The organism is Mycolicibacter heraklionensis (assembly GCF_019645815.1).
GTDB classification, from domain to species: Bacteria; Actinomycetota; Actinomycetes; order Mycobacteriales; family Mycobacteriaceae; genus Mycobacterium; species Mycobacterium heraklionense.
The window spans coordinates 1066913-1081488 of record NZ_CP080997.1 but is presented as its reverse complement, the minus strand read 5'-3'; the positions used below and the strand labels follow the sequence as shown (position 1 = coordinate 1081488).

The 14576-nt window shown below is 69.0% G+C and carries 15 protein-coding genes; 6 read left to right on the top strand and 9 right to left on the bottom strand.

Translation table 11 applies throughout. From position 1 onward, the window contains the following. Positions 1 to 70: 70 nt before the first annotated feature. Genes K3U94_RS05160 through K3U94_RS05150 form a run of 3 tightly spaced genes read right to left on the bottom strand, consistent with a single transcriptional unit; the run spans position 71 to position 2974 of the window. On the bottom strand, positions 71 to 733 hold the full coding sequence (locus tag K3U94_RS05160; RefSeq protein ID WP_047317404.1) for a GNAT family N-acetyltransferase: 663 nt from the start codon (positions 731 to 733) through the stop codon (positions 71 to 73). A 10-nt stretch (positions 734 to 743) separates the two neighbouring features. Continuing rightward, positions 744 to 2012 carry a molybdotransferase-like divisome protein Glp gene (gene glp / locus K3U94_RS05155; protein ID WP_047317405.1) on the bottom strand — a complete coding sequence of 423 codons (1269 nt, stop codon included), beginning with the start codon at positions 2010 to 2012 and terminating at the stop codon, positions 744 to 746. A gap of 50 nt (positions 2013 to 2062) precedes the next feature. Beyond that, positions 2063 to 2974, bottom strand: a complete 912-nt coding sequence (locus K3U94_RS05150) for a UTP--glucose-1-phosphate uridylyltransferase (RefSeq protein WP_220695792.1) — start codon at positions 2972 to 2974, stop codon at positions 2063 to 2065. A gap of 76 nt (positions 2975 to 3050) precedes the next feature. Between K3U94_RS05150 and K3U94_RS05145 the strand changes: the two genes are divergently transcribed. The 3 genes from K3U94_RS05145 (at position 3051) to K3U94_RS05135 (ending at position 4843) form a co-directional block, all read left to right on the top strand. After that, positions 3051 to 3647, top strand: a complete 597-nt coding sequence (locus K3U94_RS05145) for a 5-formyltetrahydrofolate cyclo-ligase (RefSeq protein WP_230987428.1) — start codon at positions 3051 to 3053, stop codon at positions 3645 to 3647. Positions 3648 to 3757: 110 nt separating this feature from the next. Beyond that, positions 3758 to 4126, top strand: coding sequence for an FmdB family zinc ribbon protein (locus K3U94_RS05140; RefSeq protein WP_047317408.1), 369 nt, complete (start codon positions 3758 to 3760; stop codon positions 4124 to 4126). Positions 4127 to 4192: 66 nt separating this feature from the next. Then, positions 4193 to 4843: an SAF domain-containing protein gene (locus tag K3U94_RS05135; RefSeq protein ID WP_220695790.1), complete on the top strand. Its 651-nt coding sequence runs from the start codon at positions 4193 to 4195 to the stop codon at positions 4841 to 4843. A gap of 6 nt (positions 4844 to 4849) precedes the next feature. On the opposite strand, the gene K3U94_RS05130 is transcribed toward K3U94_RS05135, so the two are convergent. The 6 genes from K3U94_RS05130 to rpmF all read right to left on the bottom strand — a co-directional run bounded on the left by K3U94_RS05130 (position 4850) and on the right by rpmF (position 9927). Beyond that, entirely contained in the window at positions 4850 to 5278 is a 429-nt protein-coding gene (locus tag K3U94_RS05130; protein WP_047317410.1) for a large conductance mechanosensitive channel protein MscL, read from the bottom strand. A gap of 229 nt (positions 5279 to 5507) precedes the next feature. Then, on the bottom strand, positions 5508 to 6002 hold the full coding sequence (locus K3U94_RS05125; RefSeq protein ID WP_047317411.1) for a MogA/MoaB family molybdenum cofactor biosynthesis protein: 495 nt from the start codon (positions 6000 to 6002) through the stop codon (positions 5508 to 5510). A 46-nt stretch (positions 6003 to 6048) separates the two neighbouring features. Beyond that, positions 6049 to 7491 (bottom strand): S1C family serine protease, encoded by a 1443-nt coding sequence (locus tag K3U94_RS05120; protein ID WP_047317412.1) that lies wholly within the window; start codon positions 7489 to 7491, stop codon positions 6049 to 6051. A gap of 55 nt (positions 7492 to 7546) precedes the next feature. Beyond that, positions 7547 to 8998 (bottom strand): HAMP domain-containing sensor histidine kinase, encoded by a 1452-nt coding sequence (locus K3U94_RS05115; RefSeq protein ID WP_047317413.1) that lies wholly within the window; start codon positions 8996 to 8998, stop codon positions 7547 to 7549. Continuing rightward, complete coding sequence (locus K3U94_RS05110; RefSeq protein WP_024442851.1) at positions 8998 to 9690, bottom strand: response regulator transcription factor; 693 nt, start codon at positions 9688 to 9690, stop codon at positions 8998 to 9000. The genes K3U94_RS05115 and K3U94_RS05110 overlap by 1 nt, the downstream gene beginning before the upstream one ends. Before the next feature lie 63 nt (positions 9691 to 9753). Then, a complete protein-coding gene (rpmF, locus tag K3U94_RS05105; RefSeq protein ID WP_220695789.1) occupies positions 9754 to 9927 on the bottom strand; it encodes a 50S ribosomal protein L32 in 174 nt (57 codons plus the stop codon). Between the two features lie 178 nt (positions 9928 to 10105). On the opposite strand from rpmF, the gene K3U94_RS05100 reads away from it, so the two are divergent. From K3U94_RS05100 to K3U94_RS05090, 3 genes are read left to right on the top strand one after another with little or no spacing between them, the layout of a single operon-like run. Then, positions 10106 to 11830 carry an acyclic terpene utilization AtuA family protein gene (locus tag K3U94_RS05100; RefSeq protein ID WP_220695788.1) on the top strand — a complete coding sequence of 575 codons (1725 nt, stop codon included), beginning with the start codon at positions 10106 to 10108 and terminating at the stop codon, positions 11828 to 11830. Further along, on the top strand, positions 11827 to 12975 hold the full coding sequence (locus K3U94_RS05095; RefSeq protein WP_220695787.1) for an acyl-CoA dehydrogenase family protein: 1149 nt from the start codon (positions 11827 to 11829) through the stop codon (positions 12973 to 12975). Before K3U94_RS05100 ends, K3U94_RS05095 begins: the two co-directional genes overlap by 4 nt. Then, positions 12972 to 14567 (top strand): acyl-CoA carboxylase subunit beta, encoded by a 1596-nt coding sequence (locus tag K3U94_RS05090; protein ID WP_220695786.1) that lies wholly within the window; start codon positions 12972 to 12974, stop codon positions 14565 to 14567. Before K3U94_RS05095 ends, K3U94_RS05090 begins: the two co-directional genes overlap by 4 nt. Positions 14568 to 14576 lie beyond the last annotated feature (9 nt).

Below are 14576 nucleotides of genomic sequence, written 5' to 3'. Positions count from 1 at the left end.
CACAGATGTAATTTACTCGCTGACCTCGTTAGTCACAACTACCACACGGGTAACAGCGCCCGAATATTCGTCAGGCCCGCGAAGCCCGGCCGGACTGAATCAGCGCCGAGGTCACCGACCCGGCGACCTCCTCGACCGTCATCGCCACCAGCAGGTGATCACGCCACGCCCCGTCGACGTCCAGGTAGCGCTGCAGCAGCCCCTCCTGACGAAAGCCGACCTTCGCCAACACCGCCCGGCTGGCCGCGTTCTCCGGCCGGACGGTGGCCTCGACCCGGTGCAGCCGAACGGGCCCAAAGCAGTGGTCCAGCCCGAGCGCCACCGCCCCGGTCGCCACTCCCCCGCCGGCCACCGCGCTGGACACCCAATAGCCGATCCAGGCCGAGCGCAGCGCCCCGTGGGCGATGTTGCCCACCGTCAGCTGGCCGCAGAATCGGCCGTCGAGTTCGATCACGTACGGCAACATCCGCCCGTAGCGGGCCTCGGTGCGCAGGCTCGAACACAGCGGCGGCCAGGAGGCGCTGCCGTGCCGGGTCACCCAGTCCACCTCCACGCTGGGTTCCCACTGCTCCAGGTAGGCGCGGTCGGCCAACCGGATCCGGCTCCACGCGACGCCGTCACGCATCCGCACCGGCCGCAGCCGGATCACCCCCGCCGCCACCCGCAGGGGCCCGAGCACACTCGGCCAGCCGGGGTGCTCAACGGCTTTGAACGGCCACAGGTTGACCAACATGGATCCTGGCTCAACCCCGCTGAGCCAGGAAGGCGACGTCCACCAAATCGCCGGCGGCTACTTGCTCGACTTCCTCGGGAACCACCACCAGACAGTTCGCCTCGGCCAGCGTGGCCAACAGGTGCGACGCAGTGCCGCCAGTGGCCCCGAGCACCTGCACCAGGTACTCGCCGGTGTCCTCGTCGCGCATCAACTGGCCGCGCAAAAACCCCTTGCGGCCGGGCATCGAAGCGATCGGCCCCAGCGTGCGGGCCCGCACCATCCGGCGCATCGGCTCGCGCTTGCCCAGCGACAGCCGGATCAGCGGACGGATCATCACCTCGAACACCACCAGCGCGCTCACCGGGTTGGTGGGCAACAGGAATGTCGGCACCCCTTCGGGGCCGAGCTGGCCGAAGCCCTGCACCGAACCCGGGTGCATCGCGATCCGGGCGACCTCCATGTCACCGAGATCGGCCAGCACCGCGCGCACCTCATCGGCCGCGGCGCCCCCCACCCCGCCGGCGATCACCACCACCTCGGCGCGGTTGAGCTGTCCCTCGACCACCTCGCGCAGCTTCTTGGGGTCGCTGCTGACGATGCCGACCCGGTTGACCTCCGCGCCCGCGTCACGACCGGCCGCGGCCAGCGCGTAGGAGTCGACGTCGTAGACCTGCCCGTTGCCGGGTGTGCGATTGACGTCCACCAGTTCGCCGCCCACCGCCATGACCGACAGCCGGGGACGCGGGTGGACCAGCACGCGGTCGCGGCCGACGGCCGCCAGCAGCCCCACCTGGGCTGCCCCGACCACCGTGCCGGCGCGCACCGCGACGTCACCGGGCTGCACGTCGTCGCCGACCCGGCGCACGTAGTCGCCCGGACGCACGCCGCGCAGCACCCGGACCCGGGAGCTGCCGCCGTCGGTCCAGCGCAGCGGAAGCACCGCGTCGGCCAGGGTGGGCATGGGCGCTCCGGTCTGGATCCGGGTGGCCAGCTTGGGTTGCAGCCGGGTGGGGGTGCGGGCGCCGGCTTCGATGACACCCAGCACCGGCAGGGTGACCACGGCATCATCGCGCCCGGCCCCATCGGAGCTGTCGCCGATCGCGTCGGCACCGAGCACGTCGACGCTGCGCACCGCGTAACCGTCGATGGCGGCCTGGTCGAAGGCGGGCATCGGTCGCTCGGCGACCACCTCTTCGGCGCACATCAGGCCCTGCGCCTCGGCGATCGCCACCCGGACCGGGCGGGGCGCCACGGCGGCTGCCGATACCCGGGCCTGCTGCTCCTCAACCGAACGCACGGTGTGCCTTTCTCCGTTGCAGCCTCGGTCCGATTAGGGCAGACGTCAGCTCAGTTCTCCGCCAAGCCCAGCCGCGCCACCAACCACCGGCGCAGGTCCGGACCGTAGTCATCGCGGTCCAGGGCAAAGTCAACCGCAGCTTTGAGGTAGCCGCCCGGATTTCCCAGATCGTGTCGCGACCCCCGGTGCACGACGACGTGCACCGGATGGCCCTCGGCGATCATCAGCGCGATGGCGTCGGTGAGCTGCACCTCGCCGCCGGCCCCACGGTCGATGCGCCGCAGCGCGTCGAACACGGCCCGGTCCAGCACGTAGCGGCCCGCCGCGGCATACATCGACGGTGCGTCTTCGGCCTTGGGCTTCTCGACCATCCCCTTGACCCGCAGCACGTCCGGGTTGTCGCCGTCGGTCAGCGGCTCGACGTCGAAGACACCGTAGGCGCTGACCTCCTCCGGACTGACCTCGATCGCGCACAGCACGGTGCCGCCCCGGCGGGCACGCACCTTCGACATGGTCTCCAGCACGCCGGTGGGCAGCACCAGGTCGTCGGGCAGCAGAACCGCGACGGCATCCTCATCGGCGGACAACACCGGTTCGACGCAGCTGATGGCATGCCCCAGGCCCAGCGGCTCGGCCTGCACCACCGACTCGACCTTGATCAACTGCGGGGCCCGACGCACCTTGGCCAGCATCGCCTTCTTACCGCGGGCCTCCAGCGTGCCTTCCAGCACCAGGTCTTCGACGAAGTGCGCGACCACGCCGTCCTTGCCCTCGGAGGTGATGATCACCAGCCGCTCCGCGCCCGCCTCGGCTGCCTCGGCGGCGACCAGCTCGATTCCCGGGGTGTCAACGACCGGCAGCAGCTCTTTGGGCACGGTCTTGGTCGCAGGCAGGAAGCGGGTGCCCAAACCTGCCGCGGGCACAATGGCGGTGCGCGGAATCGGGACCTTCGGCGTGGGCATTGCTCACACGATAACCGCAAACCACTTCACCTCTTCGGCTGGCGGTGGGCGAGCCGTTGCTGACAGTCTGGTTGCCGTGACCGACGACGCGGTAGTGGCCGCCAAGTCCGCGTTGCGGGCCCGACTGCTCGCCGACCGGCGCGCCGTACCCCCCGATGTGCACGAGGCCGAGGCCGCAGCGTTGGCCGAGCACCTGGAGCACCTGGCGGGCGACGTCGCCACGGTCTGCGCCTATGTACCGGTGGGCAGCGAGCCGGGCTCCACCGCGATGCTGGCCCGCCTGGCGCGTCGTGGCGTGCGGGTGCTGTTGCCGGTGGTGCGCACCGAGGACGACGGCACCCCGATGGCGCTGTTGTGGGGCGAGTACCGGCCCGAAACCCTGGCCACCGCGCGGTTCGGTCTGCTCGAACCACCACAGCCGTGGCTGGCCGCCGACGCACTGGCCGAGGCGGACGTGATCGTGGTGCCGGCGGTGGCCGTGGACCGTCGGGGGGCGCGGCTGGGGCGCGGCGCCGGCTTCTACGACCGCTCGCTGCAGTGGCGCCGGCCGCAGATTCCGCTGGTAGCGGTGGTCCGCGACGCGGAACTTCTCGATGAGGTGCCCGCGGAGGCCCACGACGTGACGATGAGCCACGCCCTGACGCCCGGCCTCGGTCTGGTGGCACTGGGCTGACTTCGAAGTGGCCCCAAAACGAGCCTTGGAATGAGGAAGGCCACATAGTGTGTTCTAGCACTTAGCACGGTAGAGTGCTAATCCGATTGTTCGATCCACGGAGGTTTCGCGTGCCCACCTACAGCTATGCCTGCACCGAGTGCAGCAACCGCTTCGACGTGGTCCAGGCCTTCACCGACGACGCGCTGACCACCTGCGAGGAGTGCAACGGCCGGCTGCGCAAGATCTTCGGCAAGGTCGGGGTGGTCTTCAAGGGCAGCGGCTTCTACCGCACCGACAGCCGGGAATCGGGCAAGTCCGGGAAGTCAACGTCCAATGGTTCCAGCAACGGCAGCGGCACCGCCAGCTCCAGCACCTCCAGCGACTCGAGCAGTGGTTCGGGCGACAGCGGAACCAAGTCGGCCGACAGCGGCACCAAGTCCAGTGACAGCGCCAAGGCCAGCACCGCGTCGTCAACCCCGGCGACCACCTCCAGCTAGCTCGTTATCCACAGCCCGGCGCCCGGGTCGACGACGCCCGGTGAACCTACCGGTTAGCGTGCCGCCATGGGCGACTCGCTCAACCCCACCCTGAGCAGCCGGATATCGCAGGCACTGCGCCCGGACTGGACCCGCACCGTGCGCGCCCGGCGCGTGACCGCAGCCGCCCTGGTGGTGCTGGCTGGCGTCGCGGCGATCCGCTCCGACCCGCGAGGCGACCGGCTCGACGTCGTGGTGGCAAGCCGCGACATCGCGCCCGGAACAGCCCTGACCGTCGACGATGTTTCTCTCGAAAGCCGTTTGGCCCAAACGGTTCCCGACGGAGCCGCCACCGATATGGCGGCGGTGGCGCAGACCACGCTGGCGGGCCCGGCCCGCCGTGGCGAAATACTCACCGATGTCCGTCTGCTGGGCAGCCGACTCACCGAGGCCGCCGCCGGACCCGATGCCCGCATCGTGGGTGTGCACCCGGCCGACGCCGCCCTGATCGATCTGGTGCGCCCCGGCGACGTCGTCGACGTCGTGACGGTCGCCCCCGAGGACGCCGCCGGTCCGCCGGGCGCCGCCCGGGTGCTCGCCAGCGGCGGGATCGTGGTGCTGGTGTCCGACAAGCACAATCACGACGAGCGGGTGGTCCTGGTGGCGTTGCCGGCCACCGCCGCGGTGGCGGTGGCCGGCGCCACGCTCGGTCAGGCCGTCACGCTTACCCTGCGCTGAACACCGTTAGGCCGCAGCGGGCTGCACGCTGGCGCAGAACTTGCACTTTGTCGCTTCGGGATCGATCTCCGATTTGCACTCCGGGCAGGTCTTGGTGGGCGCCGGGTCGCCGAACACCGTCTTCCCACGTCGCTTCTGGATGTGCTTGTAGGGCAACACGATGAAGAAGTAGATCGTGGCCATGAACACGACGAAGTAGATGATCGCCGAGATGAAGGCGCCGAGGTCGATGAATGTCGCCTCGTTACCCTCCGCCCCCAATTGGTAACCCAGCCCCAGCCCGGCAGTGTCGGGCTGCGCGGCCGAGACCAGCGGGTTGATCACGCTGTCGGTGAAAGCCTTGACCAGGTTGGAAAACGCCAACGCCACCACCAAACCGATGGCCACCGTGATGACGTCATCGCGCATCAGGAAATTCTTGAATCCCTTGAGCACCGCAACTCCCCTTCCGTACGGATGCACTGCGAAGCGGCGCCACGCCGCCTACGGCGAACCGTAATAGCCGCTGCGGAGTCCGTACGGGGGATTTCGTGAAGTCGAACCTCAACCGTGATGCGGCGGGATGTTGTCTCGCAACCAGCGCTCGCGTTCCTCGGCTTCTCGGACCTCGTCGGGGTCGCGTTCGTCCGACGACGACTGATGCTCTTCGAGTCCGGGCATGGCCCTAGATCTCCAGGCTGGACAGTTGGCCGATGATCGCCGCGGCCAGCGGGTTCAGTGTCGCCATCCCGTCACGCACCGCCGCCCGGGACCCGGCCAGGTTGACCACCAGGGTGCTGCCCGAGACCCCGGCCAGGCCACGCGAGAGCCCGGCGTCGGCGATCCCGGCGGACAACCCGGAGGCCCGCAGTGCCTCGGCGATGCCGAGGATCTCGCGGTCCAGGATCTCGCGGGTGGCCTCGGGGGTGACGTCGCGCGGGGTGACCCCGGTACCGCCCACCGAGACGACCAGGTCGACCCCGCCGATCACCGCCGTGTTCAGCGCGTTGCGGATCTCCACCTCGTCGGCGGCGACGGCAACCACACCGTCGACCATGAACCCGCCCTCGGCCAACAATTCGGTGACCAACGGGCCACTGTGGTCCTCATCGCCGTGGGCGGTGCGGTCGTCGACAACGACGACGAGGGCGCGGCCGGCGAGTTCTCGGGACTGCTCCATGGGTGCAACCGTATATCCGGTTTCCGACACCGAACTCACCAACCCGTCACTGCTGCGCTTTACCCAGCGTGACCTGCGCAGTCTTGGACGTGCCGCTGGCATCCAGATAGGTCAGCGTCACCTGGTCGCCGGGCGCCTTGGAGCGCACCGCGGCCACCAGCGCGTCAGCGCTGCCGATCGGGCGCTTGTCGAACGCCGTCACCGTCGCACCCTCGGGCAGTCCGGCCTTCGCGGCCGCCTCGCCGGGCACCACCTCGACCACCTTGGCGCCGTGCAGGCTGCGCTCGCTGGTCACGCGCACCCCCAGCGAGGCGTGCGACGCCGTGTGGTCCGGCGAGTTGATGAGTTCGTCGGCGATCCGTTTGGCCTGATCCACCGGGATCGCGAAGCCGAGGCCGATCGAGCCGCTCTGGGCTTCGGCGGAGTCGCCGCCCATGGTGGCGATCGCGGAGTTGATCCCGACCAGGTCGCCGTTCATGTTGACCAGAGCACCGCCCGAGTTGCCGGGGTTGATGGCGGCATCGGTCTGGATCGCGTCGAGCACCGTGTTCTGGTTGCCCGCCTCGCCGCTGGTGGAGACGGGCCGGTTGAGGGCGCTGACGATCCCGGTCGTCACCGTGCCCTCCAGTCCGAGGGGCGACCCGACCGCCACCACGTTCTGACCCACCCGCAGGTCCGCCGAGGACCCGATTGTGATCGGAGTCAGGTCCGAGACGCCCTGGACGCGCACCACGGCGATGTCGCTGGCCGGGTCCATGCCCACCACCGTGAACGGCGCTGTGCGGCCATCGGCGAAAGTCACCATGGTCCTCGGCGCCCCCTTGGCGCCGCTGTCGGGCTTGCCCGGGTCAAGCTTGCTGCCCGGGTCGGGCCGGTTGGCCGGGTCGGGCTTAGCCGCAGCGGCGGCCACCACGTGGTTGTTGGTCAGGATCAGCCCGTCAGCCGACAGGATGATGCCCGACCCCTCCTCGGACTGGCGTCCCAGATCGGTCTCCAGCATGACGACACTGGGCACCACCTTCGCCGCGACCTTCTCCACCGAGCCGTCCGGCAGATTCACCGCGGCCGGCACACCCGGGGCCTGAATGCTCGGCGGGTGGCTTCCGGTGGCGGCCGGCTTGTGATCGGAGTGCAGCGCCGAACCCACCACACCGCCCATCACGCCGGACATCGCCGCGATCGCTACCGCCCCGAGCACCAAGCCCCCGGCGCGGGAACGCTTCGGCTGTGCCCCGCCCGGACCACCCGGACCGCTTGGGCCCCCGGGACGGCCGTAGGAGGCGTCATAGGCGGCGCGATAGGCGGACTGCTGATGCTGCTGCTGACCCTGGTGCGGGGCGTACCGCCAGTCGTAGGGCGGCGGGTACGAGCCCTGCGCGGCCCGGCCCGGATAACCGGACTGCCCGCGTTGGTCCGCCACCGGTGCACCGGTCGGGTTGGACCGTTCCGGTTGTTGCGGCGGCGGGAGGTACCCGGGGTAATTCGTCATGTTTGTTGCCTACTCCTAGGGACACGACTGCGGCGACGTTGCCTCACCACCATGCCTACGTGGACTGAGAAGCGCCTGTGACTGCTGCGGCCGGTACTTGTTCCGCCGACGTGGGCCCGCCGGGCAGCACCATCCGGAACGATGTGCCGGGCGGATGCCCGCCGGGGACGGTCTCTCCGATGGTGATCGCCCCACCGTGTTTGAGCACCACCTGTTTGACGATCGCCAGCCCCAGCCCGGATCCAGGCATGGCACGTGCGGAGTCCGACCGGTAGAAGCGCTCGAAGACCAACTCCCGTTGGTTCTCCGGGATTCCCGGCCCCTCGTCCGACACGATCATCTCCACGTGCGTCGGGTCGAGCTGGCGCATCCGCAATCCCACCACCCCGCCCGACGGGCTCCACTTGGCCGCGTTGTCGAGCAGGTTGAGCACCGCACGGGACAGACCCGCGGCGTCGCCGTACACGTGCCAGGGCACCACCTGGATGTCGAACTCGATGTCGTTGCGGCGCCGCCGGACCCGCTCCATGCTGCGGTCGACGACCTCGGTGATGTCGACCTGTTCGTAGGCGACCTCACGCTGGTCGTCGCGGGTGAGGTCCACCAAATCGCCCACCAGCGTGGACAATTCCTCGATCTGACCGATTGCGTCGGCACGCAGTTCGGCCATCTCCTCCTCGGGCAGCTGCGGGGCGCCCGGCGCCGCGGACGCCATCAACAGCTCGACGTTGGTGCGCAGCGACGTCAACGGGGTCTTCAACTCATGCCCGGCGTCGGCGACCAGCCGCGCCTGCCGCTCCCGCGACTCGGCCAGGGCCCGCAACATGGCGTTGAACGCTTCGGTGAGGCGGGCCAATTCGTCGCTGCCATAGACGGGGATCGGTCTCAGGTCGTCGGTGCGCGCCACCCGTTCGGCCGCCTCGGTCAGCCGGCCCACCGGCCGGAGGCCCGTTCTGGTGACCATCCCGCCGGCCACCGCGGCCACCACGACACCCACCCCGCCGACGACCAGCAGCACCCACCGCAGCTTCATCGTCACCGCCCGGGTGGGCGCCAAGCTCTTGGAGATCAACAGCGTGCTGCCGTTGGGCAGGTGCACGGCCAAGACCCGCTGGCCGGATGCGGTGCGGCGCGACAGGAACAGCTCACCGCGGATGACGGCCTTCTCCTGCTGCCCGACCGGCAGCCGCTGGCCGGGCTGATTGGCGGTGTAGATCGACCGGCCCGGATTGACCAGCATGGCGTTGACGTCGGAGTAGGCGGTGCCCTCGATCGCCTTGCGCGGATCGGCGGCCAGCGAGCCGCTGGCGATCAGCATCTCCGCGCGACTCTGCAACTGATTGTCGATGTCGTTGTAGAGCGCAGCCGAAATAACGGCGTAGACGGCCACCGCCATCAACACCACCACCAATGCCACCATCGACATCGCCAGCAGCATCACCCGCCAGCGCAGCGACAGGGAGGTCTTCTTCGCCTCTTCACCCTGTCGACGGCGGAAGGATTGCATCAGGGAGGAGTCTCGCGAAGCACGTAACCCACCCCGCGCACGGTGTAGATCAGCCGCGGCTCGCCTTCGGCTTCAGTCTTGCGACGCAGGTACCCGATGTAGACCTCCAGCGCGTTGCCCGAGGTGGGGAAGTCGAAGCCCCACACCTCCTCGAGGATCCGGCTGCGGGTCAGCACCCGGCGCGGGTTGGCGATCAACATCTCCAACAGGGCGAACTCGGTGCGGGTCAGGCTGATCTGCCGGTCGCCGCGGGTGACCTCGCGGGTCACCGGGTCCAGCGTCAGGTCCTCGAACGACATCGCGACCGATTCGGACAGGTCCTCGGCGGTGGTGCGGCGCAGCAGCGCCCGCATCCGCGCCAGCAGTTCCTCCAGCGCGAACGGCTTGGGCAGGTAGTCGTCGGCGCCGGCATCCAGGCCGGCGACCCGCTCGGAGACCGAGTCCCGGGCCGTCAGCACCAAGATCGGCAGGTCGTCACCGGTGCTACGCAGCTGACGACAGACTTCCAGTCCGTCCAGCCGCGGCATCATGACGTCCAGGATCATCGCGTCCGGACGGTCGCTGGTGATCGCCTCGAGCGCCTCGACGCCGTCGGTGGCCAGCGAGACCGAGTAACCATTGAACGACAGAGACCTGCGCAACGACTCGCGCACAGCGCGATCGTCATCAACAACCAGTACCCGGGTAGCCATGGGTGCTATCCAATCATCCGAAAGGCGATCTGGAGGGTCAGAGCAGGTCGTGTCGGAGCCTATTTAGCGGCGGTCGAGGTCGATAAGGCCCATACGCGCGGCTTTGAGCAGGCGGCGCGGCACCTTGTGCGCGCGGCCGGCGACCGTCACATTGACCAGGCCGGTTGCCTCAGCCTTCCACTGCGCGCGGCGACTACGAGTGTTCGCACGCGACATCCTGCGTTTCGGCACGGCCATGGTCGAGCCTCTCCTGTTGTGGGCATAGTGCCGCTCGATACCAGCGGCGGGACTATCCGAAAGGATAGCCGGTGACCAGCGTCGGCTCCAAAATAGCTCCGATCGGTGACGATGCGCCTTGACGCGACACCGGCGGTACCGGCTAACCTACCGGTTGGTTGAGGGATGGGAATTGGGGATGACAGCAGCCGTTCGGATCGGTAACTGCTCGGGGTTCTACGGCGACCGTCACGCCGCAATGCACGAGATGCTCACCGGTGGTGAACTGGACTACCTCACCGGTGACTACCTGGCCGAGCTGACCATGCTGATCCTGGGCCGCGACCGGATGAAGCACCCCGAACGCGGTTACGCCAAGACCTTCCTGACCCAGCTCGAACAATGCCTCGGACTGGCCCTCGACCAGGGCGTTCGCATCGTGGCCAACGCCGGCGGGCTCAACCCGGCCGGCCTGGCCGACGCGGTGCGCGAGCTGGCACACCGGCTGGGCATCCCGGCCCGCGTCGCCCACGTCGAAGGCGACGACCTGCTCCCGCGCGCCGCTGAGCTGGGGTTGGGCAGTCCCCTAACAGCAAATGCCTACCTGGGCGCCTGGGGCATCGTCGAGTGCCTGGCCGGCGGTGCCGACGTGGTGATCACCGGGCGCGTCACCGACGCCTCGGTCATCGTGGGACCCGCCGCCGCGCACTTCGGCTGGGCACGCACCGACTACGACCAGCTCGCCGGGGCCGTGGTGGCCGGCCACGTCATCGAGTGCGGCATCCAGGCCAGCGGCGGCAATTACTCCTTCTTCACCGAGATACCCACCGAGAAGTTGCTGCACCCCGGGTTCCCGCTCGCCGAGATCCACGCCGACGGGTCGTCGGTGATCACCAAGCATCCGGGCACCGGCGGGCTGGTCAGCGTCGACACCGTGACGGCGCAACTGCTCTACGAGGTGACCGGCGCGCGCTACGCCAACCCCGACGTCACCGCGCGCATGGACAGCATCGAACTGGCCTTGGACAAGACGGGCGGCCCGGACCGGGTGCGGATCTCCGGCGTGACCGGCGAGGCGCCGCCGCCCACCTACAAGGTCTCGCTGAACAGCATCGGCGGGTTCCGCAACTCCACCACCTTCGTGTTGACCGGCCTGGACATCGAGGCCAAGGCCGAGCTGGTGCGCACCCAGCTCGAGGCGGCCATGACCGTCCGGCCGGCCGAGCTGGAGTGGACGTTGTCGCGCACCGACCACCCCGACGCCGACACCGAGGAAACCGCCAGTGCCCTGCTGCACTGTGTGGTGCGCGACCCGGACCCGGCCAACGTGGGCCGCAAGTTCTCCGCGGCCGGCATCGAGCTCGCGCTGGCCAGCTATCCCGGGTTCTGCGTCACCGCCCCACCCGGTGACGGCCAGGTCTACGGGGTGTTCACCCCGGGCTATGTCGATGCCACGCAGGTGCCGCACGTCGCCGTGCACGCCGACGGTACCCGGGTGGACATCCCGTCCGCCTCGGAAACTCTTGAGCTGGCGCCGGCCGCCGATCCAGAGCTGCCCGAGCCGCTACCGGCCGGACCGAGCCGTCGGGCGCCCTTGGGGGCGATCGCCGGCGCCCGCAGCGGCGACAAGGGCGGCTCGGCCAACGTCGGGGTCTGGGTGCGCACCGATGAGCAGTGGCGCTGGCTGGCCCACACGCTGACCACTGAGATGTTGCGGAAGCTGCTTCCGGAAACCGCCGAGTTGCCCGTCACCCGTCACCTGCTGCCGAAGTTGCGCGCGGTGAACTTCGTGATCGAGGGCATCCTCGGGCAGGGAGTGGCCTACCAGGCCCGATTCGACCCGCAGGCCAAGGGACTGGGCGAATGGCTGCGCAGCCGTCATCTCGAGATACCCGAACGACTCCTACCAGAAGGGACCCCGTGAGTATCTGGACCACCCCCGAACGCGAGGCGCTGCGCAAGACCGTGCGCGGTTTCGTCGAACGCGAAATTCTGCCGCACGTCGACGAGTGGGAACGCTCCGGCGAGCTGCCGCGCGAACTGCACCGCAAGGCCGCCGACATCGGCTTGCTGGGCGCGGGCTTCCCCGAGGAGGTCGGCGGCAGCGGCGGCGACGGCGCCGACGCGGTGATCGTCTGCGAGGAGATGCACCAGGCTGGGGCGCCGGGCGGCGTATTCGCCTCCCTGTTCACCTGCGGTATCGCGGTGCCGCACATGATCGCCTCGGGCGATGCTCGGCTCATCGAGGAGTTCGTCCGCCCCACGCTGGCCGGCGAGAAGATCGGTTCGCTGGCCATCACCGAGCCCGGCGGCGGCTCGGATGTCGGGCACCTGCGCACCACGGCGCGCCTTGACGGCGACCACTACGTGGTCAACGGCTCCAAGACCTTCATCACCTCCGCGGTGCGCGCCGACTATGTCGTCACCGCGGTCCGCACCGGCGGGCCGGGAGCGGCCGGGGTGTCGCTGCTGGTGGTCGAGAAGGGCACACCGGGCTTCGAGGTGAGCCGCAAGCTGGAGAAGATGGGCTGGCGATCCTCGGACACCGCCGAACTGTCCTACATCGACGCCCGGGTGCCGACGGCCAACCTGGTCGGCGTCGAGAACACCGGCTTCGCCCAGATCGCCGCGGCCTTCGTCTCCGAGCGGGTCGGGCTGGCCGCGCAGGCCTATGCCAGCGCGCAGCGCTGCCTGGATCTGACCCTGACCTGGTGCCGGGACCGGGAGACCTTCGGCCGGCCGCTGATCTCGCGGCAGGCGGTGCAGAACACCCTGGCCGAGATGGCCCGCCGCATCGATGTGGCCCGGGTCTACACCCGCCACGTCGTCGAGCGGCAGCTAGCCGGCGAAGCCTTCCTCATCCCGGAGGTGTGTTTCGCCAAGAACACCGCGGTGGAGGCCGGTGAGTGGGTGGCCAACCAGGCGGTGCAGCTGTTCGGCGGCATGGGCTATATGGCCGAGTCCGAGGTGGAGCGCCAGTATCGGGATATGCGCATCATCGGCATCGGCGGGGGAACCACCGAGATCCTGACCTCACTGGCCGCCAAGACCCTGGGATACCAATCGTGACGACCCTGAAGTCCACCCTGGACCCCAACTCCCCCGCCTACACCGACGCGGCGTCCGCGCTGACCGACAAACTCGCCGAGATCGATGCCGAGCACGCCAAGGCACTCGCCGGCGGCGGACCCAAGTACGTGGACCGCCACCATTCCCGCGGCAAGCTCACTGCCCGGGAGCGCATCGAAGCGCTGATCGACGCCGACTCACCGTTCCTGGAGCTGTGCCCGCTGGCTGCCTGGGGCAGCGCCTTCCAGGTCGGTGCCAGCCTGGTCACCGGGATCGGCGCGGTCGAAGGCGTGGAGTGCATGATCGTCGCCAACGACCCGACGGTCAAAGGCGGCACCTCCAACCCGTGGACGCTGCGCAAGATCCTGCGGGCCAACAAGATCGCTTTGGAAAACCGGCTTCCGGTGATCTCCCTGGTGGAATCCGGCGGAGCGGACCTGCCCACCCAGAAGGAAGTCTTCATCCCCGGCGGCCAGATGTTCCGCGACCTGACTCGACTGTCGGCCGCCGGCATCCCGACCATCGCGCTGGTATTCGGCAACTCCACCGCCGGCGGGGCCTATGTGCCCGGCATGTCCGATCACGTGGTGATGATCAAGGAACGGTCCAAGGTATTCCTGGCCGGGCCGCCACTGGTGAAGATGGCCACCGGCGAGGAGTCCGACGACGAGTCGCTCGGCGGTGCCGAGATGCACTCGCGCACTTCGGGGCTGGGTGACTACCTCGCCAACGACGAGCTTGACGCGGTGCGGATCGGTCGGCGGATCGTGGCCCGGCTGAACTGGACCAAGAAGGGCCCGAAGCCGGCCACCGTCGTCGAACCCATCTACGACGCCGAAGAGCTGATCGGCATCGTGCCCGCAGACCTGCGCATCCCGTTCGACCCGCGAGAGGTGATCGCACGGATCGTCGACGGCTCCGACTTCGATGAGTTCAAGCCGCTCTACGGGTCGTCGTTGGTGACGGGCTGGGCGCGGCTACACGGATATCCGATCGGCATCCTGGCCAACGCGCGAGGCGTGCTGTTCAGTGAGGAATCTCAGAAGGCCACCCAGTTCATCCAGTTGGCCAACCGCTCCAACACCCCACTGTTGTTCCTGCACAACACCACCGGCTACATGGTGGGCAAGGACTACGAAGAGGGCGGCATGATCAAGCACGGCTCGATGATGATCAACGCCGTGTCCAACTCGACGGTGCCGCACATCTCGCTGCTGCTCGGCGCGTCGTATGGGGCGGGGCACTACGGCATGTGTGGACGCGCCTACGATCCGCGTTTTCTGTTCGCCTGGCCGTCGGCCAAGTCCTCGGTGATGGGCGGGGCACAGCTCGCGGGCGTGCTGTCCATCGTGAACCGGGCGGCCACCGAGGCCCGCGGGCAGCAGGTCGACGAGCAGGCCGATGCCGCCATGCGCGCCATGGTCGAAGGGCAGATCGAAGCCGAGTCGCTGCCGCTCGTGCTGTCCGGGATGCTCTACGACGACGGGGTGATCGACCCCCGCGACACCCGCACCGTATTGGGAATGTGTTTGTCCGCCATCGCCAATGGCCCGATCGAGGGGACGTCGAACTTCGGCGTCTTCCGGATGTAGGGGATACCG

Excerpts from the sequence above, each read along its gene's own strand:
- K3U94_RS05150 (WP_220695792.1), bottom strand. The coding sequence starts at position 2,974 with ATGCCCACGCCGAAGGTCCCGATTCCGCGCACCGCCATTGTGCCCGCG.
- rpmF (WP_220695789.1), bottom strand. The coding sequence starts at position 9,927 with ATGGCCGTGCCGAAACGCAGGATGTCGCGTGCGAACACTCGTAGTCGC.
- K3U94_RS05100 (WP_220695788.1), top strand. The coding sequence starts at position 10,106 with ATGACAGCAGCCGTTCGGATCGGTAACTGCTCGGGGTTCTACGGCGAC.
- K3U94_RS05115 (WP_047317413.1), bottom strand. The coding sequence starts at position 8,998 with ATGCAATCCTTCCGCCGTCGACAGGGTGAAGAGGCGAAGAAGACCTCC.
- K3U94_RS05135 (WP_220695790.1), top strand. The coding sequence starts at position 4,193 with ATGGGCGACTCGCTCAACCCCACCCTGAGCAGCCGGATATCGCAGGCA.
- K3U94_RS05110 (WP_024442851.1), bottom strand. The coding sequence starts at position 9,690 with ATGGCTACCCGGGTACTGGTTGTTGATGACGATCGCGCTGTGCGCGAG.
- K3U94_RS05120 (WP_047317412.1), bottom strand. The coding sequence starts at position 7,491 with ATGACGAATTACCCCGGGTACCTCCCGCCGCCGCAACAACCGGAACGG.
- K3U94_RS05125 (WP_047317411.1), bottom strand. The coding sequence starts at position 6,002 with ATGGAGCAGTCCCGAGAACTCGCCGGCCGCGCCCTCGTCGTCGTTGTC.
- K3U94_RS05160 (WP_047317404.1), bottom strand. The coding sequence starts at position 733 with ATGTTGGTCAACCTGTGGCCGTTCAAAGCCGTTGAGCACCCCGGCTGG.